Source organism: Stenotrophomonas sp. AR029 (assembly GCF_047520695.2).
GTDB lineage: Bacteria > Pseudomonadota > Gammaproteobacteria > Xanthomonadales > Xanthomonadaceae > Stenotrophomonas > Stenotrophomonas sepilia.
On record NZ_JAXBQQ020000006.1, the window covers coordinates 177,526 to 203,685 of the forward strand.

23 protein-coding genes are annotated in these 26,160 nt (G+C 66.0%); 14 read left to right on the forward strand and 9 right to left on the reverse strand.

Annotated elements, in window-relative coordinates; translation table 11 throughout:
* The first annotated feature begins 89 nt into the window (after window positions 1-89).
* Complete coding sequence (locus tag ACM0PB_RS17285) at window positions 90-2,189, forward strand: glycosyltransferase (protein WP_005418463.1); 2,100 nt, start codon at window positions 90-92, stop codon at window positions 2,187-2,189.
* Here ACM0PB_RS17285 and ACM0PB_RS17290 read toward each other — a convergent pair.
* A complete protein-coding gene (locus ACM0PB_RS17290) occupies window positions 2,186-3,751 on the reverse strand; it encodes a hypothetical protein (RefSeq protein WP_065178178.1) in 1,566 nt (521 codons plus the stop codon). The two genes, ACM0PB_RS17285 and ACM0PB_RS17290, sit on opposite strands and share 4 nt — an antisense overlap.
* Window positions 3,752-3,781: 30 nt before the next feature.
* Window positions 3,782-5,938, reverse strand: coding sequence for a RelA/SpoT family protein (locus ACM0PB_RS17295; protein WP_065178177.1), 2,157 nt, complete (start codon window positions 5,936-5,938; stop codon window positions 3,782-3,784).
* 130 nt (window positions 5,939-6,068) lie between these two features.
* Between ACM0PB_RS17295 and ACM0PB_RS17300 the strand changes: the two genes are divergently transcribed.
* Window positions 6,069-6,593 carry a hypothetical protein gene (locus ACM0PB_RS17300; protein ID WP_262220379.1) on the forward strand — a complete coding sequence of 175 codons (525 nt, stop codon included), beginning with the start codon at window positions 6,069-6,071 and terminating at the stop codon, window positions 6,591-6,593.
* A 74-nt stretch (window positions 6,594-6,667) separates the two neighbouring features.
* On the opposite strand, the gene hrpA is transcribed toward ACM0PB_RS17300, so the two are convergent.
* Complete coding sequence (gene hrpA / locus ACM0PB_RS17305; protein WP_414604172.1) at window positions 6,668-10,750, reverse strand: ATP-dependent RNA helicase HrpA; 4,083 nt, start codon at window positions 10,748-10,750, stop codon at window positions 6,668-6,670.
* 86 nt (window positions 10,751-10,836) lie between these two features.
* Between hrpA and ACM0PB_RS17310 the strand changes: the two genes are divergently transcribed.
* From ACM0PB_RS17310 to ACM0PB_RS17335, 6 genes are all read left to right on the forward strand, one after another.
* A complete protein-coding gene (locus ACM0PB_RS17310) occupies window positions 10,837-11,385 on the forward strand; it encodes a Dps family protein (protein WP_005418469.1) in 549 nt (182 codons plus the stop codon).
* A 506-nt stretch (window positions 11,386-11,891) separates the two neighbouring features.
* The gene (gene recQ, locus ACM0PB_RS17315) at window positions 11,892-13,697 is read left to right on the forward strand and encodes a DNA helicase RecQ (protein ID WP_005418471.1); all 1,806 of its coding nucleotides are present in this window, start codon (window positions 11,892-11,894) and stop codon (window positions 13,695-13,697) included.
* Between the two features lie 204 nt (window positions 13,698-13,901).
* Complete coding sequence (locus ACM0PB_RS17320; RefSeq protein WP_065178174.1) at window positions 13,902-14,285, forward strand: CopL family metal-binding regulatory protein; 384 nt, start codon at window positions 13,902-13,904, stop codon at window positions 14,283-14,285.
* A gap of 75 nt (window positions 14,286-14,360) precedes the next feature.
* Window positions 14,361-16,160 (forward strand): copper resistance system multicopper oxidase, encoded by a 1,800-nt coding sequence (locus ACM0PB_RS17325; RefSeq protein ID WP_164093320.1) that lies wholly within the window; start codon window positions 14,361-14,363, stop codon window positions 16,158-16,160.
* Complete coding sequence (locus ACM0PB_RS17330) at window positions 16,157-17,182, forward strand: copper resistance protein B (protein ID WP_164093319.1); 1,026 nt, start codon at window positions 16,157-16,159, stop codon at window positions 17,180-17,182. The genes ACM0PB_RS17325 and ACM0PB_RS17330 overlap by 4 nt, the downstream gene beginning before the upstream one ends.
* Window positions 17,183-17,263: 81 nt before the next feature.
* Window positions 17,264-17,776: a GNAT family N-acetyltransferase gene (locus ACM0PB_RS17335; protein ID WP_164230211.1), complete on the forward strand. Its 513-nt coding sequence runs from the start codon at window positions 17,264-17,266 to the stop codon at window positions 17,774-17,776.
* A gap of 76 nt (window positions 17,777-17,852) precedes the next feature.
* Here ACM0PB_RS17335 and ACM0PB_RS17340 read toward each other — a convergent pair whose 3' ends face one another.
* The gene (locus ACM0PB_RS17340; RefSeq protein ID WP_053499357.1) at window positions 17,853-18,155 is read right to left on the reverse strand and encodes a TFIIB-type zinc ribbon-containing protein; all 303 of its coding nucleotides are present in this window, start codon (window positions 18,153-18,155) and stop codon (window positions 17,853-17,855) included.
* A gap of 149 nt (window positions 18,156-18,304) precedes the next feature.
* Here ACM0PB_RS17340 and ACM0PB_RS17345 point away from each other — a divergent pair, with 149 nt between their 5' ends.
* Window positions 18,305-19,072, forward strand: coding sequence for a CPBP family intramembrane glutamic endopeptidase (locus ACM0PB_RS17345; RefSeq protein ID WP_235649169.1), 768 nt, complete (start codon window positions 18,305-18,307; stop codon window positions 19,070-19,072).
* A 92-nt stretch (window positions 19,073-19,164) separates the two neighbouring features.
* Window positions 19,165-19,587: a response regulator gene (locus ACM0PB_RS17350; protein WP_005418495.1), complete on the forward strand. Its 423-nt coding sequence runs from the start codon at window positions 19,165-19,167 to the stop codon at window positions 19,585-19,587.
* A gap of 76 nt (window positions 19,588-19,663) precedes the next feature.
* On the opposite strand, the gene ACM0PB_RS17355 is transcribed toward ACM0PB_RS17350, so the two are convergent.
* Window positions 19,664-20,602, reverse strand: coding sequence for an alpha/beta hydrolase (locus tag ACM0PB_RS17355; protein ID WP_171955696.1), 939 nt, complete (start codon window positions 20,600-20,602; stop codon window positions 19,664-19,666).
* 82 nt (window positions 20,603-20,684) lie between these two features.
* Window positions 20,685-21,524 (reverse strand): alpha/beta hydrolase, encoded by an 840-nt coding sequence (locus tag ACM0PB_RS17360; RefSeq protein WP_065178167.1) that lies wholly within the window; start codon window positions 21,522-21,524, stop codon window positions 20,685-20,687.
* Window positions 21,525-21,697: 173 nt separating this feature from the next.
* On the opposite strand from ACM0PB_RS17360, the gene ACM0PB_RS17365 reads away from it, so the two are divergent.
* A complete protein-coding gene (locus ACM0PB_RS17365) occupies window positions 21,698-22,036 on the forward strand; it encodes a hypothetical protein (protein ID WP_065178166.1) in 339 nt (112 codons plus the stop codon).
* Window positions 22,037-22,714: 678 nt separating this feature from the next.
* Here the strand turns inward: ACM0PB_RS17365 and ACM0PB_RS17370 are convergent.
* Both ACM0PB_RS17370 and ACM0PB_RS17375 read right to left on the reverse strand, forming a co-directional pair.
* On the reverse strand, window positions 22,715-22,960 hold the full coding sequence (locus tag ACM0PB_RS17370) for a hypothetical protein (RefSeq protein ID WP_231114051.1): 246 nt from the start codon (window positions 22,958-22,960) through the stop codon (window positions 22,715-22,717).
* Window positions 22,961-23,032: 72 nt separating this feature from the next.
* Window positions 23,033-23,233: a hypothetical protein gene (locus ACM0PB_RS17375; RefSeq protein ID WP_231111971.1), complete on the reverse strand. Its 201-nt coding sequence runs from the start codon at window positions 23,231-23,233 to the stop codon at window positions 23,033-23,035.
* Window positions 23,234-23,345: 112 nt separating this feature from the next.
* Between ACM0PB_RS17375 and ACM0PB_RS17380 the strand changes: the two genes are divergently transcribed.
* From ACM0PB_RS17380 to ACM0PB_RS17390, 3 genes are all read left to right on the forward strand, one after another.
* Window positions 23,346-23,831, forward strand: a complete 486-nt coding sequence (locus ACM0PB_RS17380; protein WP_065178165.1) for a hypothetical protein — start codon at window positions 23,346-23,348, stop codon at window positions 23,829-23,831.
* Entirely contained in the window at window positions 23,828-24,424 is a 597-nt protein-coding gene (locus tag ACM0PB_RS17385) for a hypothetical protein (protein ID WP_065196674.1), read from the forward strand. Before ACM0PB_RS17380 ends, ACM0PB_RS17385 begins: the two co-directional genes overlap by 4 nt.
* Window positions 24,425-24,587: 163 nt before the next feature.
* The gene (locus tag ACM0PB_RS17390) at window positions 24,588-25,223 is read left to right on the forward strand and encodes a hypothetical protein (protein WP_235649168.1); all 636 of its coding nucleotides are present in this window, start codon (window positions 24,588-24,590) and stop codon (window positions 25,221-25,223) included.
* Between the two features lie 689 nt (window positions 25,224-25,912).
* Here the strand turns inward: ACM0PB_RS17390 and ACM0PB_RS17395 are convergent.
* Window positions 25,913-26,053 carry a DUF4431 domain-containing protein gene (locus ACM0PB_RS17395; protein WP_139727529.1) on the reverse strand — a complete coding sequence of 47 codons (141 nt, stop codon included), beginning with the start codon at window positions 26,051-26,053 and terminating at the stop codon, window positions 25,913-25,915.
* Between the last annotated feature and the right edge of the window lie 107 nt (window positions 26,054-26,160).

Genomic DNA, 26,160 nt, shown 5'->3' on the forward strand with positions numbered 1-26,160 from the left:
CGAGAATGTAGGGTCTGGCGAGTCTACCCCAGCCACTGCGGCTGGCGAATTCTCCCGGGTTCCCCTGCTTAAGCTGGAGTTGCAACCGGATGGCGATGTCCCTGGCCGAGATCCGATACCTGATCAACCGCCTGTCGGGCCTGGCCCGCCGGAGCCTGGCAAGCCTGCGCACCCGCGGGTGGCGGGCCACCTGGCAACGCATCCGCGTGCACACCCAGCGCGCCGTTCCCGCGCCGCGCACGCCCCTGTTCCTGCCGCCAGCACAGGCTTTCGCCCCCTTCACGGTGCCGTTCAGCGAGTCGCCGGAGGTGAGCATCGTCATCCCGGTCTACAACCATGTCGGCCACACCCTGGCCTGCCTCCGCGCCCTGGCGGCACACCCGCCCGCAGCCGCGTGCGAGATCCTGGTGGTGGATGACGGCAGCAGCGACGCCACCGCACAGTGGATGCCGCAGGTGGCGGGGTTGCGCTATGAGGTGCGTGCGCACAACGGCGGCTTCATCGAAGCCTGCAACGAGGGTGTATCGCGCGCACGCGGCCGCTACGTGGTGCTGCTCAACAACGATACGGTGCCGCAGCCGGGCTGGCTCGACGCCCTGCTGGACACCTTCGGCAGCGTCCCCGACGCCGGCCTGGTCGGCAGCCAGCTGCTGTATCCCGATGGCCGCCTTCAGGAATCGGGCGGAGTGATCTTCGCCGATGGCAGTGGCTGGAGCTATGGCCGCTTCGAGGCCGCTGACGACCCGCGCTTTGCCAGCCTGCGCGACGTCGACTACTGCTCCGGTGCGGCGCTGATGCTGCCGCGTACCCTCTGGCAGCAGCTGGACGGCTTCGATACCCGCTACAAGCCGGCGTACTACGAGGACACCGACCTGGCCTTCCGCGTGCGTGCACAGGGCCTGCGCGTGCTGGTGCAGCCGGCCAGCCGGGTGATCCACGACGAAGGCACCAGCAACGGCACCGACACCGGCAGCGGGGTTAAGGCCTACCAGGTGCGCAACCAGGCCATCTTTGCCGCTCGCTGGGCCACCGAGCTGGCCCGCCATCCGGCGGTCGGCGCAGTGCCGTCGCCAGCGCTGCTGCTGCGCGGCCGGCGCCAGGTGCTGATCCTGGACGAGGAAGTACCGCAGCCCGATCGCGATTCCGGGTCGCTGCGCCAGGTCAATCTGATCCGCCTGCTGCTGCAGGGCGGTGCCCACGTGGTATTCGTCCCGACCCGGCGCGAGCATGCCGGCGCGGCGACCGAGGCGCTGCAGCGGATGGGCGTGGAAGTCTGGTACGCCCCCTTCCTGGACGGCGTGGCCGGCTGGCTGCGCAGCCATGGGTCGCGTTTCGACGTGGCGATGCTGGTGCGCCACCACGTCGCCCACGAGTGCCTGCCCCTGCTCAAGCGCTATGCGCCGCAGGCACGAACCGTGTTCGACACGGTCGACCTGCACTACCTGCGCGAACGCCGCGGTGCCGAAGTGGCCGGTGATACGGCGCTGCTGCGCGCAGCAGAACGCACCCGCAGCAGTGAATTGGCAGTGATGGAGCAGTGCGACATCACCGTGCTGGTCAGTGCGGCCGAACGGGAGCAGCTGCAGGCCGATGCGCCGCGGGTACGGGTGGAACTGATTTCCAACCTGCACGAGGTTGCCGGCGCCGGCGCCGTCTACGAGCAACGACACGATCTGGTGTTTGTCGGTGGCTTCCGCCATCCGCCGAACCTGGACGGGATGGAGTGGTTCATCGGCGAGGTCTTCGCCCACATCCGCGCCCGGCTACCGGAGGTACGCCTGCACTGCATCGGCGCCGCGGCGCCGGAATCGTTGCTGGCACTGGCCGCACGCCACCCCGGCGTGCAGATGCACGGCTTCGTCGAAGACATCACGCCCTACATGGACGGCGCGCGCATTGCCATCGCACCGCTGCGGTTCGGTGCCGGCGTAAAAGGCAAGATCAACCTGAGCATGGCCCATGGCCAACCGGTAGTCGGTACCACCTGCGCCGTGGAAGGCATGCACCTGCATCCCGGCCAGGACGTACTGGTAGCCGATGACGCTACCGGTTTCGCCGATGCGGTGGTCCGCCTGTACCAGGACCCGCAGCTGTGGCAGCAGTTGTCCGATGCTGGCCTGGCCAACGTCGCCGAACATTTCTCACTCGAAGCCGCCCGTGCGACCGTGCAGCGGGTGTTCTTCGCCTAGTCCGCCCGTCCACCGGCGCGGCGCAGGCGATCTTCAAACGCCGGCAGTTCGGCCAGATCCGGCTGCAGCAACCGCGCCTGTTCGGCGGCATGCGCGGCGAAGGCCAGGTCACCGTTGCCGAGCCGCTCGCTGCCGATCGCCAGCCAGCGCTGGGCCAACCGCAGCCGCGCCGAGGGCAGTCCGGCTGCGGTCGGTGACAGGGTCTGCCAGGCCTGCAGGCAGGCGCCTGCCGCCTGCACGCGGTTCTGCCGCAGATTGTCGTCGAAGCAGCGTCGGCTGGCGGGCAGCAAGCGTGCGGCGGCTGCCTTCACCCGCGCATCGCGGGGAGCCAGCGACTGGGCTTCGCGCAACGCGTCGAACGCGCTGTGCCCGGGTGGGCTGATCCACTGCCCCGCGCGCTCGGCACGTTCGATCTTCCGCAGGTGGTCGCGCAGCTGGCGTTCGCGCTGCGCCGTGCTGACCGCGGGCTGCTGCAGGGCCCGCTGCGCCTGCTGCGCGCGCTGCAGGCGCTGCGCCAGTTGTTGCCGGACTGCCTGCGAAGCCCCCAGCTCCGCCGCCAGGGCCGCATCACGTTGCGCCGCATCGAACTGGAAGTCGTCGGCGGACTTCTGGCTGCGTGCAACCACTGCCTGCAGGGTCTGCTCACGCCCGCGCTGGGCATTGGAATCATCGGCGGCCACCACCAGCACCGCCTGGAAGCCCTTGGCCGCAGCTTCCAGCTGCTGCCGTCGCAACGCACGCTGCGCCTGCCGCAGGCGCCGGTCGGCGGCGCGCGCGAGGGCCTCCTCGCTCGCCGGTAGATCGGCATGACCAGCATCGAACTGACGGGCACGACGCAGGAGCGCGGCCGCCTCGGCCAACTCCCCTCGCTCCGCCAGCGTGCGTGCCTGCAGCAGCAGGTCGCTCAGCGCATCTTCGCGCCCTTCCAGCGCCGGCAGGTTGTCCGGCTGCAGGGCCAGGATGCGCTGGAACAAGGGTAACGCACTGCTGTCGCCGTCATCCAGGCGTCCGGCCGCGAACGCGTTACGCGCCTGTGCCAACAACGCACCAATACCGGCTCCGGCGCTGCGTCGCGCCTGCAACTGGCGGGCAACCGCATCGGCGTCGCCCTGCGGCACCTGCAGCTCACGGGCCAGTGCCAGAGCCTGCGCGCTGCCGTCCAGGTCATCCGCCTGCAGGCGATCGCGCGCCTGTTGCAGCGCTGCCGCGCCGGTATTGGCCAGGCCCTGGCGCGCCTGCGGGCGATCACCGTCCAGCGCCAGCGCCGCCTGGTAGCGCTCGCGCGCACCACTGCCATCGGCATCGCTCAGGCGCCCAGCCGCCAATGCACGATCCCCCTCGGCCAGCAGCTGTTCGATCTGCGGCTCATCCCAGAACCAGTCTGCCAACGGCTTGCGCAGCAGGACCAGCAGCACGAACACGGCCAGCGCTGTGAGCAGCGCCCAGCGCCAGATCCGGCGCGCATGGCGCGCCTGCAGCCACCACCAACGCCCCTCGCGACGGACGCGGTCCAGCGCAGGATGTTCAGCGCCATGCGGGCGATGCGGGGGCTCGCGTTCCATGCGTGCAGGGTAGCCGGGGCAGCGTGAAGCTCAGCCGAGGCGACGCGCCTCGCTCACGCCCGGCAGCGCATCGAGCTTGCCCAGCAGCGTCGACAACTGCCCGTAGTCACTGACCTTCAGGCGCAGCCGAAGGTGGGCACGGCCACTGTTGCGCACGTTGTCACTGTGGATGTCGAGCACGTAGGCGTCTTCCTGGGCGATCAGGTTGGTGATGTCCTTCAGCAGCCAGCGGCGATCGACCGCATCGACCACGACGTCCACCTCGTAGCCGCCCCCGGCCTGGCCCCACTCCACCGGCAGGATGCGCTGCGGGCTGCTGGCCGCCAGCCGGGCCAGCGCGGCGCAGTCTGCACGATGCACGGTGACACCCCGGCTACGGGTCAGGTAGCCGATGATCGGCTCGCCGGCCACCGGCTGGCAGCAGCGTGCCAGCTGCACCAGCAGGTTGCCCACGCCCTGCACGGTGAACTTGGACTTGCCCAGGTTCCCGCGGCGCGCGGTCGGCCGCGGCAGGGCCGGTGCGGGCGCGGGCTGGCTGGCGGCACGCTCCGCCTCCAGCAGCGCACGGCTGACCTGGTTCGGGCCGGTATCGCCCAGCGCCACCTGGATGTACAGGTCATCGACGCTGTCGGCATGGAACTTCTTCGCCGCCACGGCCAGGTCCGCGTGCTGCAGGCCCAGCCGCTTCAGCTCGCGCTCGAGCAGCTCGCGACCGGCCTGCACGTTGCGCGCGCGGTCCAGCTTGTGGAACCAGCTGCGCACCTTTTCGCGCGAGCGGTTGCTGGCCAGGAAGCCGTTGGCCGGCATCAGCCAGTCGCGGCGCGGATCGGCCTCCTTGCCGGTCAGGATCTCGACGCGGTCGCCGCTGCGCAGGCGGTAGGTCAGCGGCACGATGCGGCCGTTGACCTTTGCGCCGCGGCAGCGGTGCCCGACCATGGTATGCACCTGGTAGGCGAAATCGAGCGGGGTAGCGCCCTGCGGCAGGTCCAGCACCTCGTCCTTCGGGCTCAGCGCATAGACCCGGTCCTCGGTCAGCTCGGCATCAAGCGCCCCGGCCAGTTCATTGCCCTGCCCGTCCTGCGCCTGTTCCAGCAACTGGCGCATCCAGGTGATCTTGCGGTCGAAGGACTTCTCCGCACCCTTGCCACCTTCCTTGTACTTCCAGTGCGCGGCCACGCCCAGCTCGGCCTGCGAGTGCATCTCGTGGGTACGGATCTGCACTTCGATGGTGCGCCCTTCCGGGCCGACCACGGCGGTGTGCAGCGAGCGATAGTCATTGGCCTTGGGCCTGGCGATGTAATCATCGAACTCGCTGGGTACCGGTGCCCACAGCGCGTGCACCACGCCCAACGCGGCATAACAGGCGGCGACGTCGTCGACCATCACGCGCACCGCACGGATGTCATACAGCTGGTCGAAGGCCAGCCGCTTCTTCTGCATCTTCCGCCAGATGCTGTAGATGTGCTTCGGGCGGCCGCTGACTTCGGCCTTGATGCCCTGGGCGACCAGCTCGCGCGACAGCACCTTCTTGACGTTCTCGACGTAACGCTCGCGGGCGATGCGGGTTTCATCCACCTCGCGGGCGATGCGGCGGTAGGTTTCCGGTTCCAGGTGGCGGAACGCCAGGTCCTCCAGCTCCCACTTCAGCTGCCAGATGCCCAGCCGGTTGGCCAGCGGCGCGTGGATGTCGCGGGTCAGCTGGGCCAGCGCGCGGCGCTGCTCCTCGTCCAGCTTGTCGGCCGCGCGCATCCGCGCCAGCTGCCGTGCCAGCAGGATCGGCACCACGCGCAGGTCGCGGATGATCGCCAGCAGCAGCCGGCGCAGGCCTTCGCTGTTGCGCCCCGCCTCACGGCCGGCGTGCAGCGCCCACACCGGGTCGGCCGCATCCTGGCCATCCAGCAGGCCGATCACCGCCGCCTTGTGGTTGCCCAGCGGCAGCTGGTCCAGGCTGGCGCGCAGGCCGGGCAGGTCGAACAGCAATGCGGCCACCACTGCGCCTTCATCGGCCGAGAGCATCGCCAGCGCATCGAGGGTATCGCCCAGCACCGACCAGGTGGCACGCATCTGGTGCTCGCAATCCGGCGCCTCCCAATGCTCACGCAGGGCCTGGCGCAGCGGAGCAGGCAGCACCGCTGCCGAGGGACGGTTCAACAAGGCATCCAGGCCAGGGACGGAAGCGCGGTTCACAGCATCGAGCAGGCAAGACAGAGGCCCCTACACTAGCGCCGGCGCCGTTCAGGGACAATCACTGCACCCACCATCACCCGGCATGAAGACATGCCGCTACACTCGCCCACACACCCAGGAGAGACCCGCCATGCCTTCGATTGCCCCGCGCGCCCGTCCACGGCTGCTGGCCTGTGCCGCCGTGCTGCTGTCCCTGTCCGCGCCTGCGCTGGCCCAGCGCGTGGTGGAGGGCGACCTGCAGCAGCAGATGTCGCCCTCCGAGTTCAAGGCCGCCGGCCTGGACAAGCTCAGTGCCGGTGAACTGGCCACGCTCAACCGCTGGCTGCAGGGCAAGGTCGAGGCGGCCACCACCCAGGCCGTCGCCGCAGCGCGCGAAGAAGGCCGCCAGGAAGTGATCAAGAAGAACCGCGGCTTCCTGGACTTCGGCAGCAGCGAACCGATCGAAAGCAACCTGCAGGGCGAATTCCGTGGATTCGGCCAGGGCCGCCGCTACGTGCTGCAGAACGGCCAGGAGTGGGAGCAGATAGACGCCACGCACTATTCCGGTGGCCGCAAGGACGCCCCGGGCGTCAGCATGCGCCCAGGGGTGATGGGCGCCTGGTATATGAAGGTGGACGGGGTGAACGTGCAGCCGAAGGTTCGCCGCACCAAGTAACGCCCGGGCATTCCGGCCATGCCGGCTCCCTGCCCGGCCGGCCACGGTCGCCCGACGGGGCGACCGTGGCGCGCTCAGGCCTGGCGCAATGCAGCCACGCGCTGCGCCAGCTTCTTCGCCGAGATACCGGTGCGTGCACCCAGCTCCTGCGCGAACAGCGATACCCGCAGTTCTTCCAGATCCCAGCGCAGCGCCTGCCATTGCGGGCGATCACGCAGGCCCTGCTGCTCGCCCGCCTCCAGCGCTTCCAGGAACGGATGCAGTTCCAGCATGCGCGCCTGGTCACGCGGCGGATCACGCTTGGCACGTTCGGTGCGCAGGATCATCGCCTTCAGATAGCGCGGGTACTGCGCCAGCGCGTCGGCCGGCGTGTCGCGCAGGAAGCCGGGGTGGATCAGCCCGGCCAGCTGCGCTTCCATGTCGTCCAGGTTGCCGCGCGCCCAGCCCATCAACGGCGCTTCCAGCATCGGCTTCAGCTCCGCCACCAGCGCCAGAATGGTCTCGGCCAGCTTCAGCCGCGACATCGCCTCGCCAAACAGGGCCTTGGCGGCGTGTTCGCGACGCTGCTCGAACGCCGTCGCATCGCGGATTTCCTCCAGGCCCTCGGCCAGCACCGCGTTCATCGCCGCATCGACCAGGTCACCACGCAGCCGCTCCTGCGATTCGATCGCGGCATACAACAGGCCGGTCTTGGCACCGACCGGCAACTGCTTGCGTGCCTGCTTCACCTTCTCGGCCAGGGCGATCTCCAGCAGGCGGCGCACGCCCAGCGGATGGGCGTCCTGCGCCTGCTGGCGATCAGCGAAGATGCGCAGCGCCACGCTGTCGCCCTCGTCCAGCAGCGCCGGATAGGCCGGCACGCCGGCTTCACCGGGTACCTGCAGCGGAATCGGCGTGGCCGGGAACGTGCGCAGGCCGTCAGCCGCCATCTCGCGCCCGGCACGCGCGGCGAAGGCATCGCCAGCACGGCCACCGAATTTCGCGCGCAGCGCTTCCAGATCACGCGAGGTGGCAAGCACCTTGCCCTGTTCGTCGCGCAGCCGCAGGTTCATGTGCAGGTGCGGCTCGATCGAACCCGGCTCGAAATCCAGTGCGGTCACCGTCGCGCCGGTCGCACGTGACAGGAAACGCGCCAGCTCGACAGTGATGGCATCAGCGCTGGGCTGCGGGAAGGCCTCGTAGAACGCGCGACCGAAGTCCGGCGCCGGCACGTAGTTGCGGCGCATCGCCTTTGGCAGGCTGCGGATCAGTGCCGAGGCCTTGTCGGCGACAAAGCCCGGCGCCAGCCAGCCCAGCTGCACCGGATCCAATGCGTTGAGCAGGTGCAGCGGCACGTCCAGGGTCACGCCATCGTCGTCGGCCCCCGGTTCGAAGCGGTAGTGCAGCGGCAAGCGCGCCTGGCCCAGCGCCAGGTACTTCGGATAGCGTTCCTGTTCGCTGCCCTCACCGGGCAACAGGTCTGCCAACGACCAGTGCAGCGCCTTGCGCTGCTCCGGCGCCAGCCCTTTCCACCAGCTATCCAGTCCCGCCGCCGAGTGGATCTGCGGCGGCACCCGGTCCAGGTACCAGCGTGCCTGCCAGTCTTCGTCGGCAACGATGCCGGCGCGGCGCAGCTTGGCTTCTTCCTCGCGCGCGACCTCCAGCACCTTCTGGTTGTCGGCGACGAAACTGGCACGGGTATTGATCTCGCCGGTCACCAGCGCCTGGCGCACGAAGATGTCATGCGCCTCGCCCGGCGCGATGCGGCCGTAATGGACCGGTTTCTTCGGTGCCAGCACCAGGCCGAACAGGCTGATCTGCTCGGACGCCAGCACCTGGCCCTGCGCGCGCGACCAGTGCGGGTCGAAGTGCTTGCGCAGCAGCAGGTGCGGCAGTTCGGCGATCACCCAGTCCGGCTCGATCGCGGCCAGGGTCATGCCCCATACCTTCTGCGTATCCAGCAGGTTGGCTACCAGCAGCCACGGCGGTGGCCGCTTGGCCAGCGCCGAACCGGGGAACGGCAGGAAGCGGCGCTGGCGTGGTGCCTGGAAATCGCCCTTCTCGGTGCGGTGGCCGATCTGCGTCGGCAGGCCCGCCACCAGCGCCCGGTGCAGGGTCTGGTAGGCAGCGGCACGCACGCGTTCGCTGAAGCCGCCGCCGGCGGGCGCCTGTTCCTTCTGCGCGCGCACGGCCACCGGTGCCGGTGCGGCCTCGGCCTTGCCTTCGCGGGCCAGGCGCGCGGCACGATGCAACTGGCCGCGGGTGGCCTTTACTGAGGCCGCGTCATCACGTGCCGGTGCCGGCGCACTGCTGCCGGCCAGCAGCGGTGCCATCGATGCCTCGCTGGCCTCTTCCTTCCAGCCCAGTTCCTCGCACAGCAGCCGCAGCTGGCGATGCAGCTCGCGCCACTCGCGCATGCGCAGGAAGCCGAGGAAATGACGTCCGCACCAGTCGCGCAGCTTGGACTGGGTCAGGTCTTCGTGGGCCTGCCGGTAGGCATCCCACAGGCGCAGCACGCCGACGAACTCGGAGCGGCCATCGGCGAACTGCGCATGCGCGTTGTCGGCGGCACCGCGCGCTTCCGGCGGGCGTTCGCGCGGGTCCTGGATGCCCAGGAACGAGGCAATCACCAGCATCGGCCGCAGGCAGCCTGCAGCCTGTGCGGCCACCAGCATGCGCGCCAGCTTCACGTCCACGGGCAGGCGCGCCATCTGCTTGCCGATGGTGGTCATGCGCCGCTCGGCATCGATCGCGCCCAGCTCGGTCAGCTGCTGCCAGCCATCGGCAACGGCACGCTCGTCCGGCGCCTCCAGGAACGGGAACTCCTCGATGCGGCCCAGGCCCAGCTGCAGCATGCGCAGGATCACGCCGGCCAGGCTGGAACGGCGGATTTCCGGATCGGTGAACTCCGGCCGCGCCTGGAAATCCGCCTCGGCGTACAGGCGGTAGCAGATGCCTTCGGCGATACGGCCGCAGCGACCCTTGCGCTGGTTGGCGCTGGCCTGCGAGATCGGCTCGATGTGCAGGCGATCCAGCTTGTTGCGCGGGCTGTAGCGCTTGACGCGGGCGAAGCCCGGATCGACCACGTAGCGGATGCGTGGCACCGTCAGCGAGGTCTCGGCCACGTTGGTGGCCAGCACGATGCGCCGGTTCGGCCCGGGGTTGAACACCCGGTCCTGGTCCTGGTTGGACAGGCGCGCGTACAGCGGCAGCACCTCGGTATTGCGGTACTTGCGCCGTTCCAGCGACTGGTGCGCATCGCGGATCTCGCGCTCGCCCGGCAGGAAGATCAGCACGTCGCCGCGTGCGTCCAGGCGGGTGATCTCGTCGACAGCCGACACGATGGCATCGTTGACGGTGCGTTCGCCCTGGTCTTCGCCCTCGCCTTCCAGCGCGCGGTAGCGCACTTCCACCGGGTAGGTGCGGCCTTCGACGCTGATCACCGGTGCGTTGTCGAAATGCTGGGCGAAGCGTTCGGTGTCGATGGTGGCCGACGTGACGATCAGCTTCAGGTCCGGGCGCTTGCGCAGCAGCTGCTTCAGGTAGCCCAGCAGGAAGTCGATGTTGAGGCTGCGTTCGTGTGCCTCGTCGACGATGATCGTGTCGTAGTTCGACAACCAGCGGTCGCTGGCGATCTCCGCCAGCAGGATGCCGTCGGTCATGAACTTGATGCGGCTGTCGTCGCTGACCTTGTCATTGAAGCGTACCTGGTAGCCCACCAGCTGGCCCAGTTCGCTCTGCAGTTCCTGCGCCACGCGGCTGGCGACCGCACGTGCGGCGATCCGTCGCGGCTGGGTGCAGCCGATCATGCCGGCCTGGCCACGGCCTGCGGCCAGACACAGTTTCGGCAGCTGGGTGGTCTTGCCCGAACCGGTTTCACCGGCGATCACCACCACCTGGTGGTCGCGGATCAGTTTGATGATCGCGTCGGCTTCACGCGCAATCGGCAGCTGCGGGTCCAGAGTAATGGACGGCTGCTGTTGCGCCCGTACCTGCCGACGCTGCACCGACGCCTGCAAGGCCTGCTCGAAAGTAGCGGCCAGTGCCGCATCCTGCGGCTTGGCCTGGCAACGCGAGAGCATTCCCAGCAAACGGCCCCGGTCGCGGCTCATGGCGCCGTCGATGGCGGCGCGCTGTTGGCGCAGGCGGGGCGATGGATTTTTATCGATAGAGTTCATCAATCGGTTCGTTCAAAACTTTGAAAGCGACCAGTCATCACGACCGGTTTATTGTGAAGGCCAACGATTCCATAAGGAGGAACCTCATGGCGAAGACCAAAAGCACGACCAAGGCCAAGACCGGCAAGCAGAAGCTTGCAGCGGCGGCACCGTCGGCGCCGAACATCGATATCGGGATCACCCAGGGCGACCGCAAGAAGATCGCCGACGGTCTGTCGCGCTTCCAGGCCGATGCGTTCACGCTCTACCTGAAGACGCACAACTTCCACTGGAACGTGACCGGGTCGATGTTCAACTCGCTGCACACCATGTTCGAGACGCAGTACACCGAGCAGTGGGCGGCACTGGACGACGTGGCCGAGCGCATCCGCGCGCTGGGCTTCAATGCCCCGGGCTCCTACCGGGAATTCGCTGCGCTGACCTCGATCGTCGAGGAACCGGGCCTCACCGACAGTGCGGACTGGCGTGAAATGGTACGCCAGTTGGTGGTCGCCAACGAAGCGGTATGCCGTACGGCGCGTGAAGTGCTGGATGTGGCGGCCAAGGGTGACGATGCCCCGACCGAGGATCTGATGACCCAGCGCCTGCAGACCCACGAGAAGTACGCCTGGATGCTGCGCTCGCTGTTGCAGTAAGGGTTGGGGGTGTTCGGCAGGGCTTGCAGCCCTGCACCCGCCGAAGCCTTCAAGCCAGAGCCAGAGCAAAAGCCAGTTTCCTGAAGGTTGGCGGGGTGGGTCCGGTTGAGGGGGCGCCGTAAACCCGTCCATGGGCGCTTGGTCGCGGCATCCATGCCGCTCACACCCCCTCAACCGGACCCACCCCGCCTTCGACAGATTTCCGTGATCTGCCAGGGCATTGCTTGGGGTCAGATCCGTTTTCCGCAGGAAAACGGATCTGACCCCATTTTGATTGTCGATATCTGACAGATTTCATCCACGCATGGCGTGGATCTACCCGCCACCGGGCCAAGTCTGGGGGAGAGCCCCCTGAGTCAGGGGGCAGACGCGAAGCGGCGGGGGTCTGGGAGCTGGTAAGTGGGGCCCGCGTTTCGCGCAGCGAAGCGTGGGAGCGGCAGCGCGCATGCAATGGCGCGTTCCCAGGGCGCAGCCCTGCCGCCGCCTCCGGGAGGTAAACTAGCGCGATGGCTTCCCGTCCCGCGCACGACCTGCTTCAACGCGTCTTTGGTTACGACGATTTCCGTGGTCCGCAGCAGGACATCGTGGAGCATGTGGCTGCCGGTCACGACGCCCTGGTGCTGATGCCCACCGGCGGCGGCAAATCGCTGTGCTATCAGGTCCCGGCCCTGCTGCGTGACGGTTGCGGCATCGTCATCTCGCCGCTGATCGCACTGATGCAGGACCAGGTCGAAGCCCTGCGCCAGCTCGGCGTGCGCGCCGAGTACCTGAATTCAACCCTGGATGCCGAGACCGCCGGCCGCGTCGAGCGCGAGCTGCTCGCCGGCGAACTGGACATGCTGTATGTCGCCCCTGAGCGGCTGCTGACCGGGCGTTTCCTGTCGCTGCTGTCGCGCAGCCAGATCGCCCTGTTCGCCATCGACGAAGCACACTGCGTGTCGCAGTGGGGCCATGACTTCCGCCCCGAATATCGCCAGTTGACCGTGCTGCACGAGCGTTGGCCGCAGATCCCGCGGATCGCGCTGACCGCCACCGCCGATCCGCCGACCCAGCGCGAGATCGCCGAGCGCCTCGATCTGCAGGAAGCGCGCCATTTTGTCAGTTCCTTCGACCGTCCCAACATCCGCTACACCGTGGTGCAGAAGGACAACGCCCGCAAGCAGCTGACCGACTTCCTGCGCGGCCACCGTGGCGAGGCCGGCATCGTCTACTGCATGTCGCGGCGCAAGGTCGAGGAGACCGCTGAATTCCTCTGCGGCCAGGGCTTCAACGCTCTGCCTTACCACGCCGGCCTGCCGCCGGAAGTGCGCGCCGGCAACCAGCGCCGCTTCCTGCGCGAGGACGGCATCGTGATGTGTGCCACCATCGCCTTCGGCATGGGCATCGACAAGCCGGACGTGCGCTTCGTCGCGCATACCGACCTGCCCAAGTCGATGGAGGGCTACTACCAGGAAACCGGACGCGCAGGCCGCGATGGCGAAGCCGCCGAGGCCTGGCTGTGCTACGGCCTGGGTGATGTGGTACTGCTCAAGCAGATGATCGAGCAGTCCGAGGCGGGCGAAGAGCGCAAGCAGCTGGAGCGGGCCAAGCTCGACCATCTGCTGGGCTACTGCGAATCGATGCAGTGCCGCCGCCAGGTGCTGCTGGCCGGCTTCGGCGAGACCTACCCCCAGCCTTGCGGCAACTGCGACAACTGCCTGACGCCACCGGCCTCGTGGGACGCGACCATACCGGCACAGAAGGCGCTGAGCTGCGTCTATCGAAGCGGCCAGCGCTTCGGTGTCGGCCACCTGATCGACATCCTACGCGGCAGCGAGAACGAGAAGGTGAGGCAGCAGGGCCACGACAAGCTGAGCACTTATGCCATCGGCCGCGACCTCGATGCACGCACCTGGCGCAGCGTGTTCCGCCAGCTGGTCGCGGCCAGCCTGCTGGAAGTGGACAGCGAGGGTCACGGTGGCCTGCGCCTGACCGATGCCAGCCGCGACGTGTTGACCGGCCGCCGCCAGATCAGCATGCGCCGCGACCCGGCCAGCAGCACCAGCGGACGCGAGCGCAGCGCGCAGCGCACCGGCCTGTCGGTGCTGCCGCAGGACCTGGCCCTGTTCAACGCGCTGCGCGGCCTGCGCGCCGAACTGGCCCGGGAACAGAACGTACCGGCGTTCGTGATCTTCCACGACAGCACCCTGCGCAACATCGCCGAGCAGCGCCCGACCAGCCTGGATGAACTGGCCCGGGTCGGCGGCATCGGCGGCACCAAACTGAGCCGCTACGGCCCGCGCCTGGTCGAGATCGTGCGTGAAGAGGGCTGACGGTATCGCGTTGCCGCGCTGCGCGGCCGCCGGGCATGGCCCCAACGGCGCGCGGGCGCCCCTGTAGAGCCGAGCCCACGCTCGGCTGCCTCTGCGCGAACAGCAGCCGAGCGTGGGCTCGGCTCTACGCTGGTGCAGGTCCAATCTTGAACCGGCCATTCAGCCGGAAGTGCATCCGCGTCCGCTTGCGGCTAGATTAGCGTCATGTCCCTGGCCTCGACCCTGCTCCGCGTCGTGCTCATGCTCAGCCTGTTGCTCAACGGGCTGAACGCGGCCCTGGCCCGTGGTCACGAAGAAATGGGGCGAATGGCTCACGCCGCAGCCGCGGCTGTTGATGGCGGCACTGCCGACTGCCACCACCACGCGGGCATGCAGGCCGACGCGGCCCCGCAGGCCAAGGCCCCGGCCCACGACGCCCACTGCCAGATCAAGGACTGCGTGCGCAGCTGCGCCCAGCACCCGCTGCTGGTGGTGCAGCCGTTGCCGTTCATGGCCGGACCGGCGCTGTCGCTGGCCCCGCAGCCGATGCCGGCCACCGGCCGGCCGGCGCCGCCGCTGCCGCCGATCTCACGCCCTCCCATCGGCTGATTCCACACGCACCGTGCGCCCTGCGCACCGCAGCCGGCCGCCTGCCGGCGTCTTTACGTGTCTGGAGTCACCACCATGAATACCCGTATCCCCCGCGGTCCGGGCCCTGTGCCCATGCCGTCGCGCCGCCTGTTCGTGCAGGGCCTGGCCGCCGGTGGCGTGGTTGCCGGCATCGCCGCTGTCGGCGTGCCGCAGCGCGCGCTCGCCGCCGCCACTGCCGCCCCACGCCTGGCCGGCGCCCCCGCCGTGCTCAGCGACACCCGCATCGAACTGGCCATCGGCGAATCGCTGGCCAACTTCACTGGCCGCACCCGTCCGGCGATCACCGTCAATGGATCGCTGCCGGCACCGATCCTGCGCTGGCGCGAAGGCCAGACCGTGGACCTGTTCGTGCGCAACACCCTGGAACGCCACCCGACCTCGATCCATTGGCACGGCATCCTGCTGCCTGCGAACATGGACGGTGTGCCGGGACTGAGCTTCAATGGCATCGGCCCCGGTGAGACCTACCACTACCACTTCGAACTGAAGCAGTCGGGTACCTACTGGTACCACAGCCACTCGATGTTCCAGGAGCAGGCCGGCCTGTACGGAGCGCTGATCATCGACCCGGCCGAGCCGGCGCCCTACCACCACGACCGCGAGCACGTGATCCTGCTGTCCGACTGGACCGACATGGCCCCCGGCGCGCTGTTCCGGCGCATGAAGAAGCTCGCCGAGCATGACAACTACTACAAGCGCACCCTGCCCGACTTCCTGCGTGACGTGAAGCGCGACGGTTGGTCGGCCGCGTTGTCCGACCGTGGCATGTGGGGGCGGATGCGGATGACGCCCACCGACATCTCCGACATCAATGCGCACACCTACACCTACCTGATGAATGGCACCGCGCCGGCCGGCAACTGGACCGGGCTGTTCCGCAGCGGCGAGAAAGTGCTGCTGCGCTTCATCAACGGCGCCTCGATGACCTACTTCGACGTGCGCATTCCCGGCCTGAAAATGACCGTGGTCGCCGCCGACGGCCAGTACATCCATCCGGTCAGCATCGACGAGTTCCGCATCGCGCCGGCCGAAACCTACGACGTGCTGGTGGAACCGACCGGGCAGGACGCGTTCACCATCTTCTGCCAGGACATGGGCCGTACCGGCTTTGCCGCCGGAACGCTGGCAGTCCGCCATGGCCTGCAGGCACCGATTCCCGCGCCCGACCCACGCCCGTTGCTGACGATGAGCGACATGGGGCACGACATGGGTAGTGGTGGCCATGGTGGCCATGACATGGCCGCGATGAAGGGCATGGAAGGCGGCTGCGGCGCCAGCATGGGCCACGACGGCGATACCGCCAGCAGGGCACCGAAGCACCCGGCCAGTGAGCGCAACAACCCGCTGGTGGACATGCAGAGCTCGGCCACCGAACCGAAGCTGGACGATCCCGGCATCGGCCTGCGCGACAACGGTCGCCAGGTACTCACCTACGGCGCGATGCGCAGCCTGTTCGAGGACCCCGATGGCCGCGAGCCGAGCCGCGAGATCGAGCTGCACCTGACCGGCCACATGGAGAAGTTCTCCTGGTCATTCGATGGCATTCCGTTCGCCAGCGCCGAGCCGCTGCGACTGAACTACGGCGAGCGCATGCGCATCGTATTGGTCAACGACACCATGATGCAGCACCCGATCCACCTGCACGGCGTGTGGAGTGATCTGGAGAACGCGCAGGGCGAATTCCAGCTGCGCAAGCACACCATCGACATGCCACCCGGCACCCGCCGCAGTTACCGCGTGCGTGCCGATGCGCTCGGTCGCTGGGCCTACCACTGCCATCTGCTGTACCACATGGAAGCGGGCATGATGCGCGAAGTGAGGATCGAAGAATGAGCCGCTCACTGCTTTCCCCCAGCCTGCTGGCCCTGGGCCTGGCCACCGCATTGCCGGTGTTCGCGCAGTCGCATCCCGGGCATGACATGGGCACGATGGACCCGCCGCCGAAGACCGCGAAGACCCCGGCCGAACCGGTCGATCACTCGAAGATGGATCATTCGAAGATGAACATGGGTGCGGCGGGTCAGGCCGGCATGGACCACTCCACGATGGACCACTCGAAGATGGACCATGGCGCGATGCAGCCAGCGGCGATGGACCATTCCACGATGGATCACGCCGCCATGGGTCACGGCACGCCCGCACCGATCGAACCGCGCGAGCCGATCCCGGTTCCCACCGATGCCGACCGCGCTGCCGCCTTCCCTCCGATCGCGCATGGTGCGATGGAGCATGCACCACAGATCAACAGCCTGCTGCTGATCGATCGCCTCGAACACTGGGACGGCAAGAACAGCACCGGCCAGGCCTGGGAGGCCACCGGCTGGATCGGTGGCAACATCAACCGCCTGTGGTTGCGCACCGATGGCGAACGCAGCCGCGGCAGCACGGAATCGTCGTCACTGGAAGCACTGTATGGTCGCAGCGTATCGCCGTGGTGGGACGTGCTGATCGGCGTGCGCCAGGACTTCCGGCCGGCCGACTCGCGCACCTGGGCGGCCATCGGCATCCAGGGCCTGGCGCCGTACAAGTTCGAAAGCTCGGCGACGCTGTACATGGGTTCCGGTGGTCAGGTGCTGGCCAAGGCCGAGGTCGAGTACGACGTGCTGCTGACCAACCGCCTGATCCTGCAGCCGCTGCTGGAAGCCACCGTCGCAGCCAAGGATGAGCCGGAGTACGGCATCGGTCGCGGACTGAACAAGGTTGAAGCCGGGCTGCGCCTGCGTTATGAGTTCAGCCGTCGTTTCGCGCCGTACATCGGCATCAGCCACGAGCGCACGTTTGGCGACACCGCCGATCATGCTGGCGACCACGCACGCGACACTCGCTGGGTGGCGGGCGTGCGCATGTGGTTCTGAGCAGCGGTTCGTGAGCATTGGCCAGCCCCGGCAGCCGCCGGGGCCGGCTACACTGCGCCACGTTCCAATGCAGGCTCCGCCATGTCGCTGCAGATCCGCCGCGCCACCCTTGCCGATATCGACGCCCTGTCGGCCATCGCGATTGCCACCTACAACGAAACCTGGGGCGACTCGTACCCGGCGCAGGAGCTGCAGGATTTCCTGCAGGCGCACTACAGCAGCGAACCGCAGCGCGCCGAACTGTCCGACCCGCGCGGCGCGATCTGGCTGCTGGTGGACGGCAACAACGTGGTCGGCTACCTGGCTGCTGGTGCCAACACCCTGCCGCATGCCGAGGCCCGCGAAGGCGACATCGAACTGAAGCGGTTCTACATCCTGGCCGCACACCAGAACGGCGGCCATGGTGCACGCCTGATGGACGCGTTCATGGCCTGGCTGGACCAACCGCACCGCCGCACCCTGTGGGTGGGCGTCTGGGAGGAGAACTTCGGCGCGCAGCGCTTCTACGCGCGCTATGGCTGCAGCAAGGTCGGCGAGTACGACTTCATCGTCGGGGATACGCGCGACCGCGAGTTCATCCTGCGGCGGACGTGATCACGCGCTCCATGTAGAGTCGAGCTTGCTCGACTATAGGCGGCAACATCCAGTCGAGCATGGCTCGACGCTACAACTAGAAATCGAACAACTCAGACAGGAAGCTGTCCTTTTTCTTTTTCTTGTATCCGTGGCCCCGGTTGTCCTCGTAGCGCTGGCCCAAGTGGCGGGTATCACGATGCATCACCGGCGGCGGCGTGGTCGCCGGCTGCGCCTGCACAGGTGCCGGCGGCGGCAGCGCAGCGCCGGCGCGTTCGATGATCTTGTCCAGCTCGCCACGGTCCAGCCACACGCCACGGCAGCCGGGGCAGTAATCGATCTCGATGCCATGGCGCTCGGCCATCTGCAGGGTCTGGGTCTTGCACACGGGGCACAGCATGGGCATGGCTCCTGAAGGTCTGGCAACGACTCTACCTGCCCACCGATGACTGTGCGGCAACACATGACCGATGGCACACAGACTTCCGGCGCGTGCCAGCGTCCCGGCCGCCTTCCACACTCCACGCTGGTTCCGCAGGGAGTGCGTGCATGACCGTCCTGTCCCGCCTGCCCAACGCCGCGCGCCTGCTGCTGGTGCTGCTCGGCGTCGGCGTTGGCCTGAATCTGCGCGATGTCGCTGCGGCCGCAGGCGCGCCGATTCCCGCCTTGCCTATGCCCTACGGCGGCAGCCTGCTGGACAACGCACTGGCCGTCCTGCTGGCGCTGCTCCTGGCCGCACTGCTGCGCCCGCGTGGGGTGGGCCTGATGGCCAGCCTGGGGCTGCACGGGAACGACTGGCGCGGCCCGTTTTGGGTGCTGCTGGCCAGCCTGCCCTGCTGGCTGGGCCTGGCGGTGCTGGGCACGCCCAACACCGCACTGACCGCACTCGATGCGACGATGCTCGCCGTGCTGTTCCCACTGGCCGAGGAAGTGCTGTTCCGTGGCCTCGGCTTCGTGCTGCTGGTGAAGCTCATGCGTGGCCCATGGTCCCTGCTTGCGCTGCCGCAGGCGCTGCTGTTCGGTTGGGTGCACTGGCTGGGCTTCGGCGGCTTCGACGGCGGCGGCACTGCCCTGTTCGTCGGCGCGGTCATCGCACTGGGCGGCTTCATCTTCGCTTGGCTTGACCATCTGGACGGCGACACCCTGTGGTGCGGCCTGGTGCTGCATGTATCGATGAACATGGCGTGGAACGTGTTCAACCTCGACGACGCCGTCGCGCTGGGCTGGCAGGCCACCAGCCTGCGTATCGGCGCCGCGCTGCTGGCGGTGGCGGTGCTGGCCTGGCGGGTACGCCAGCGACGCCCGCGCCTGCTGTAACGCTCACTTAGCCTGCCGTGCACGCCGGGATCACCCCCGGCTTGCGCATACTTGCGCGCCTTTTCATTGCTGCTTTCCGGAGCTGTAGCGCCATGTTGCTGTCCAAGCGCCACGTTGAACCCCGCGTCCTGCTGATCGAGGACGCAGAGGAAACCCGCGAGCTGAGCCGTCTTGCGCTGGAAAGCCAGGCCTGCCACGTGGTGGGCGTGAGCTCTGCCGAAGCAGCATTGGGCCTGCTGGCCGCAGGTGAGCGTTTCGACCTGCTGTTCACCGACGTCAACCTGGGCCCGATCAGCGGCATTGAAGCTGCCAACCGGGTCCGCGGCCTGTATCCCCAGCTGCCGATCCTGGTGACGTCGGGCATGGACCAGCACCAGGTGCTGCCGCAGCTGCGCGACGGCATTCATTTCCTGCCCAAGCCCTACAACATGAGCGAGCTGCTCGACGCCATCCGCCTGTGCTTCCGGCACGCCGATGTGGGCGTATTGATCGGGCCGGATGCGCAGGCAGCGTGAGGCGTTGATCCACACATGGCGTGGATCTACCGGGTTCTTGCAGTAGATCGACGCCATGCGTGGATGGCGCCCACCTTCAACCGCTGCTGTACGGTCCGGTACCCGGGAACACCTTCAGCAGCGCGCGGGTGATCATGTCCGGATACACGGTGAAGTGGTCCTCGTCGTCGATCACCATGTTCTCCACCTTCAACGAATGCCCGCTGGCGCGCAGCTGCTCGGCGAACTCGGCGTTGTGGCGCAGCATGTCGTTGCGGGTGAAATAGCGCGGCTCCGGCTTCACCGTTTCGAAGCTGCCGATCGACAGCACCACCGTGGTCGGCTGCGTGGGCGCCTTGGCCTCGGCCTGCATGCGCGGCACCCGATGGTTGTCGAACCACAGCGACGGGCTTGACAGGATGTAGCTGTGGAACATGTCCGGGCGCGTGGTCAGCACGTAGGCGCCAAACAGGCCGCCATAGGAATGACCGGCATAGGCGCGCCGCGACGGATCGGTGCGGTAGCGTGCATCGATCATCGGCAGTACGCGCTCGGCGAGGAAATCGCGGTAATGTGCCGCGCCGCCGTAGCTGACGTCGTCGCTGTAGTCACGCGGATCGGTGCGCATCGGATCGCTGGGCGTGTAATCGCGCGAGCGGCTCTGCTTGGACGTCAGGCCTTCCTGCGGCGGCAGCCCGACCAGGATGAAATCCTCGATGTTGACGCCCTTCTGCCCCACCATGTTGCGCACGCTGCGCACCAGCGGGAAGCTGTACAGCGCGTCGGTCACATACAGCACCGGGTAGCGTTTCTCCGGATGCGCAGCGTAGTCAGCCGGCAGCGCTACCCAGATCGGGTAATCGCGGCCCACCGGATCGTGCACGCGCAGCGCTTCGGTATCCGGCAGCACCACACCCGACACAGCGGCGGCCGGGCTCTCCTTCGCTTCACTCTGCGCTGCCGGCGGCGCCACCGACATCGCACAGCCACTCACGGCCAGGCAGGCCGCCACACTCCATCCACGCACACGCTGCATCCACACTCTCCCGTTGCGGGCGGCGCACCGCATGGCACCGCTGCCGCATCCTTGCATGGTGCGCAATCCACTGCCAGTGCGGTCAGGGCGAGGCCGGCGGCGCCGGGAACAGTGTGCGCAGCGCCTGCAATGCGGCCGGATGATAGATCGTAGCGTGGGTTTCTTCCGGCAACGGCAGGTACTTCACCAGCGGCGACGGCGAAGCCTGCTGCAGCAACTCGGCCAGTCGTGCAGTGGATGCGGCCAGCTCCGGCTGCCCACTGCTGGCCAGGAATACGCGCGGCTGCGCACGCGTCACCGCCGGCAGCTGTTTGGCTGCGCCGGCCAGCATTGCGCCACGGTTCCACCACAGGCTGGGGTCCAGCGCGATGTAGCTGTTGAACAGCGTCGGCTCCTGCAGCAGCGTCTCGACCACGAACAGGCCAGCCAGCGACTCGCCGATCAACGCGCGCTCGTCGGTAGTCGGGTAGCGCTGGCGCACCTGCGGCATCAGTTCATCGCGCAGGAACGTGCGGTAGGCCGCCGAGCCACCAATGCGTGGCGCGATCTTCTGGTCCTGCGGGTCGTTGCTGGGGCCGGTCATGTCGCGGCGGCGCTCGGTGTTCTCGATGCCGACCAGCAGGAACGGGCGCATGCTGCCGTTGCCGGTCAGCACCTGCACCAGCCCAGCCACATGCAGGAAGTCCTCGCCGATGCCGCCGTCGGGCATGTAGAGCACCGGCAGCGGCGCTTTCGGATCCAAGCCCCATGGCTGCGGGCGGTAGACGTTAATGCGGCGGGTTTCGCCCAGCGCCTTCGATTCGATGGTGAAGGTCTCGCCGATGACCAGAGGCAAGGCGGCAGCGGGCGGCGCGGTTTCTGCAGCCATCAGCGGCGCGGCGGAGACAGCGGACAACAACAGCGACAGCACGATCAGACGCATGGGGCGGTCCATATTGGGAAAGCGCTGAGCATAGACCGCCGGAGGCACTGTCGTTCGCGGCACTTTGCCGATCGACCGGAACTGGAGCACCATGGAGTCGGTGATGGTCATGCAACGCGCACCATGGCTCACGGACTGGTCACCGCCACGCTCATATCCACAAGGAGGTTCCCATGTTGAGTGTATTGATCGCCACCGCCCTTGCCGCCACCTCACCTCAGGCCAGCAGCACTCCGCCAGCATCCGCAGCATATGCGGACTGCCTGCTCGCCCACCTCCAACCGGGATTGTCCGACCACGCGATCCCGCTGCTGCAGCAGGCCTGCGTCGCGAAGCATCCGGAGAGCTACGTCGCATATTCAGAACTGGAACGCCGGATCAGCGCGCAGCGCCGGGCTGACTTTGACGCGGCTCAAGCGGAAGCCGTGCGTTCCGCGAATGCGGCAGCGACGGCTGCACAAGAAGCTGCCGACGCGGCGGCCGCGAAAGCCAAGGGAATGCGGACGAAGTAGAGGCCCTGGACCAGGCAACAAAGAAGGCACCGCATTGCGATGCCTTGCTGAATGACCTGGGTCATGGGATGCAATGGTGGGCCGCGAAGGATTCGAACCTTCGACCAAAAGATTAAGAGTAACTGGGTAATTTCATTACTTTCAATGGGTTACGCCGCCACTCGTTCCACTTCAATCTTTAAAGCGGGCGCTTGTAAGCCTTGAGCCACAACGGGCGCAGGAATTTTGCGGAACGGATTTCCTCCCCCTCCAGTTGCCTCAACAAGGCCTACCCCATCCCCCCGAATGACGGATCCTGGTCGGCCTTGGCCAGCCGGTTGCCCCGGACCCTCTCCTGCCATTCCAGAATCTTGGCGACGTCCCGACGCCCCCCTGCCGTGACCGATGACCCAATGCCGGAAGTGGCTGAGGTGGGCCACGATCGCACCGTCATCAACCTCAAGAGCGAATGGTTGGACACCTGGCTCAACTCCCGACCCTAAACATATGGATGAACTGCAAATGGCGATGGACGATCCGCAGCGCCCCTACTACGAACACGCGTTTGAACAGGCCGCGTAAGAAAGCAAAAAGCCCTGCAATGCAGGGCCTGTTGCAACCCAAAATCGGTGTTGACTGGCGCGGCTACTGCCCGCTGCATGGAAGTGCCCTTTCAAGGCGATGCGGAAGCAAATCCTCTCACTGGGGCAACCGTGCCTTATAGGGGACGAGCTTGACGAAACCGTCCCGATCCAAGCCGACAATTTTTGATGTGAGCGCGTACTGATTGAGATAGATCTTCACCGGACGATCCTCGATCGTTGCCCAAGGGCGAGCAACGCCGTAGGCAACCGTGTCCTTTTCGCCATCGGTGCAAAACTCAAGCCGCTCGTGCCGATAGTGCAAACCCATGACCTCGGCGTCGTCACCGCCACCACAAGCCATGATCAACTCGCGCTCGGAACCGGCGCTGAGGGCTTTGAAGTCATCCAGGACGAATGGCGGCAGTTCATCAAACTACTTCACCCGTCGCTGCTCTCGGCTCAATAGCACGCGATCCGCAACCGCGTCCATCACCTGACGCAGCGCTGCAATGTCCCTGCCCTGCTGGGCCGACTGCTCACCCAGCTCACGGATCACTTTCTCTCTGGATGACGCAATGTTGAACAAAACTGCGAGCACAAGCAGCAGAACGAGCACCCCCACGATACCAGCCATAGAACCCCCTTTCGTTAGTAGCCCAGTCTAGCGGGTCAATGGGTGGAAGCCACGCTCAGGCGGATATGATGACAATCCCAACAGGGCGGGCGTGGTGGACACGGAGTGCGCGATGGATACGGATGAATTTACGGATAGGCAGCTGCTGGACCTCCACTGTCTGGTCATGGAAGCGCTTCGACAAAGAGGCGTCGTGCGCTCATCAAACAATCCCGTGGCGGACTACACGGAAACATTGGTGGCGCGTGCCCTCAACGCAAAATTGGCCGTGGGCTCCCAGGCCGGTTTTGATGCAGTTGGCCAGGACGGGACGCGGTATCAGATCAAAGGCAGGCGACTAACCGCAACCAACCGCAGCACACAGTTGAGCGCGTTGCGGAACTTGGCGTCTGATCCATTCGACCACCTCGCAGCCGTGGTCTACAACAGCTCTTTGAAAGTTGAATACGCCGCCCTTATTCCATTGGACGTAGTGAAAAGGGTTAGCCGCTACAACTCGCACACAAACGCTCACACGCTTCACGTTCGCCGCTCGCTATTGAACGAACCGGGAGTGGTCGATATCACCATGCAAATCGTCAAGGCAATGGGCGCATGAAGGCTCAATTGGATTTCAACGACTATCCGGACATTACTGAGGGCGACATATTTTGGCGACCACCGCCAAGCGCACTGCAACAAGTGCCTCAGCTCTACGAGAGGGCGACATCCGCCCTTTATATGCTCTTTCTTTCGGGCGGCTCAGATATCCCAATTCGCGACGGGGTGCCAGCCGCCCTCCACGTAGCAATGCATGTGCGGGCCGCGCTGACCGAATTCGTGGGCATAGAAGAAGCAATGAAGAACGCAGGACACGCCTATAGGATTACGAGCAGCGCAAGTCCACTTCTTCATTTCATGCGGATGCTTCGCAACTATCAAATCCACATTGGTAGCCAGCCAATGGCAAGAAAGACCGTGGATAGAATCTTCGGCGGCAAGGATGCCGTCATCGAAGTCGCCACTATCGACAACCTGCACGCCGACGACTTCATGCAGCTGGACACTATGAGGAAGTACAACTCATACAGCCGGAATGAAGTAGAGCGAATGATTGACTTGTTTCGCGAGCAGCAGGAGCGGCTGGGTGTGTACGAAATTCTTAGGCAAGGGACCAATCGCCTAATCTATGAAGTGCTTCAGCACATCTAAAGACGCGTATACGAACACCCCCACAGTACAGACATCAGGGTGCACAATCACTCCAATGAAGCTTGTGAGTTACGTCTCAGTGCCCGAGGGGAGACAGTGCTAGGCTCGCGCATCGAGGCATGTCAACGCCTCGATGATTTGTTGCAGACTCTGGAGATGTCGCATGAAACGGAAGGTTCTAGGATGCTCCGCAGCACTTCTTGTATCCACCTGTGCTTTGGCGCAGGTGCCTGACGCTGACACGCAGGAAGGCAAGGAGATGCAGATTCAAATTCACAGCTACATGAGTGAACACCCTACGGTCTCGATAGACGAAGCAATCACGCGCCTAGCGGTTCAAGGTGAGGTGATGTCGGATATTGAAGCGTTGCGTATCGAGTTCGCAGATCGTCTAACGGAACTGTCGATCAAAGACGCGCCAGATCAACACATCCTGGTGCAGCTCAAGGGGCCAGATCCAGTCGCGGATCGAACGATCAACACCGAGAGCGGGACGACCCGCGTGGTGTTCGAGGTTGGTCACAAGTACACCCAGGACGAGTTTTACGCGCTCCTTGCTAAGCACAGACCTCTTCTTCACAGCGCCATACCAGGCATCACGGGGACGACTGGGTTCCCAGGCGAAGAACGGGTGCTGATTGACATAGACGGCGACAGCCGCCAAGCAGAAGAGTTGAAGGATACAATCAAGAAGCTTGAAAGAGTCACCGGTCTCAAGATTGAAGTCCGCCCCAACATGCCGAAGTCAGTCAACGCGGAGTATGTTGTTGGCGGCGCCCCCCCTCCAATCCAACAATAGCTACTGCACCTCAGGATTTCCGGTTATTCATAAGGCCACTGGACGAAGGGGTATCACCACTGCGGCGCATTGCCCCGACAATCTGATCTATGGAAACTACGCAACCGGCGCAGGGAAGTACACCGTGCCGCTGACGTTCGTGGACCAGATCAATGATGCGAGCCACGACGTTCAGTGGCATACGGTGGGGTCACACACACCGCTCCGGGAGGTGTATTCCACCTCAACTTCGGATTACAGTAGGCGCCGCATCATGTACATGTGGACCAACGCTACTCAAGGCCAGAGCATGTGCTTCAGAGGCGTCACCAGCCAATACACCTGCGGAACTGTCGTGAGCATCAAGCACAGGCCCGAGCTCGCATGCGGTCCAACCGGAAACCTTCCATGCGCGGACGCTTGGATACGCATCGAAGGATCGTCACTGGCGTGCGGATTTGGAGATAGCGGTGCCGCTATCTTCTTCGGAGACAATGGATACGTCATTGTCGCTAAGGCAAGCCTGAAAGACGGAAGCTGCAAGGGAGTCTCCGCGATGCCCTGGGGCGCAGTCAGCGCATTAGGGCTGGAGGCAGGCGGTTAGTCGCTCCAACGAAACGTCCGGCTGAGGATGCAAAGCCAGCATGCTCAGCCGGAAATCTGAGATCGATTTTTAATTGCTTGAGTGAACGCGCCCGGTCCACCAGCCCTTATTCCGACTCAGCAATACCAGTGGCAGTGATCAATACAGGCGTCTGGTGCCGCCCAGTATGCGAATGGTAAAGCGTTCCAGTCATACTGACGCGCTTACCTTTAAGAAGTTGGTACTCGCGCATCAGATCGCCGCTCAAGTTCAGTTGGATGAGTAAGACGCCTCCGGCGTAAGGCGGGTATTCGTCCTGGGCCTGTACCGAAATTGGCGTGAATAATTTGATCGCCGGGCGACGCCCCCCCCCCC

Coding starts and splice junctions, on each gene's coding strand:
- ACM0PB_RS17285 (WP_005418463.1), top strand. CDS start 90: ATGGCGATGTCCCTGGCCGAGATCCGATACCTGATCAACCGCCTGTCG.
- ACM0PB_RS17290 (WP_065178178.1), bottom strand. CDS start 3,751: ATGGAACGCGAGCCCCCGCATCGCCCGCATGGCGCTGAACATCCTGCG.
- ACM0PB_RS17300 (WP_262220379.1), top strand. CDS start 6,069: ATGCCTTCGATTGCCCCGCGCGCCCGTCCACGGCTGCTGGCCTGTGCC.
- hrpA (WP_414604172.1), bottom strand. CDS start 10,750: ATGAACTCTATCGATAAAAATCCATCGCCCCGCCTGCGCCAACAGCGC.
- ACM0PB_RS17310 (WP_005418469.1), top strand. CDS start 10,837: ATGGCGAAGACCAAAAGCACGACCAAGGCCAAGACCGGCAAGCAGAAG.
- recQ (WP_005418471.1), top strand. CDS start 11,892: ATGGCTTCCCGTCCCGCGCACGACCTGCTTCAACGCGTCTTTGGTTAC.
- ACM0PB_RS17320 (WP_065178174.1), top strand. CDS start 13,902: ATGTCCCTGGCCTCGACCCTGCTCCGCGTCGTGCTCATGCTCAGCCTG.
- ACM0PB_RS17325 (WP_164093320.1), top strand. CDS start 14,361: ATGAATACCCGTATCCCCCGCGGTCCGGGCCCTGTGCCCATGCCGTCG.
- ACM0PB_RS17330 (WP_164093319.1), top strand. CDS start 16,157: ATGAGCCGCTCACTGCTTTCCCCCAGCCTGCTGGCCCTGGGCCTGGCC.
- ACM0PB_RS17335 (WP_164230211.1), top strand. CDS start 17,264: ATGTCGCTGCAGATCCGCCGCGCCACCCTTGCCGATATCGACGCCCTG.
- ACM0PB_RS17340 (WP_053499357.1), bottom strand. CDS start 18,155: ATGCTGTGCCCCGTGTGCAAGACCCAGACCCTGCAGATGGCCGAGCGC.
- ACM0PB_RS17345 (WP_235649169.1), top strand. CDS start 18,305: ATGACCGTCCTGTCCCGCCTGCCCAACGCCGCGCGCCTGCTGCTGGTG.
- ACM0PB_RS17350 (WP_005418495.1), top strand. CDS start 19,165: ATGTTGCTGTCCAAGCGCCACGTTGAACCCCGCGTCCTGCTGATCGAG.
- ACM0PB_RS17355 (WP_171955696.1), bottom strand. CDS start 20,602: ATGCAGCGTGTGCGTGGATGGAGTGTGGCGGCCTGCCTGGCCGTGAGT.
- ACM0PB_RS17360 (WP_065178167.1), bottom strand. CDS start 21,524: ATGCGTCTGATCGTGCTGTCGCTGTTGTTGTCCGCTGTCTCCGCCGCG.
- ACM0PB_RS17365 (WP_065178166.1), top strand. CDS start 21,698: ATGTTGAGTGTATTGATCGCCACCGCCCTTGCCGCCACCTCACCTCAG.
- ACM0PB_RS17370 (WP_231114051.1), bottom strand. CDS start 22,960: ATGGCTTGTGGTGGCGGTGACGACGCCGAGGTCATGGGTTTGCACTAT.
- ACM0PB_RS17375 (WP_231111971.1), bottom strand. CDS start 23,233: ATGGCTGGTATCGTGGGGGTGCTCGTTCTGCTGCTTGTGCTCGCAGTT.
- ACM0PB_RS17380 (WP_065178165.1), top strand. CDS start 23,346: ATGGATACGGATGAATTTACGGATAGGCAGCTGCTGGACCTCCACTGT.
- ACM0PB_RS17385 (WP_065196674.1), top strand. CDS start 23,828: ATGAAGGCTCAATTGGATTTCAACGACTATCCGGACATTACTGAGGGC.
- ACM0PB_RS17390 (WP_235649168.1), top strand. CDS start 24,588: ATGAAACGGAAGGTTCTAGGATGCTCCGCAGCACTTCTTGTATCCACC.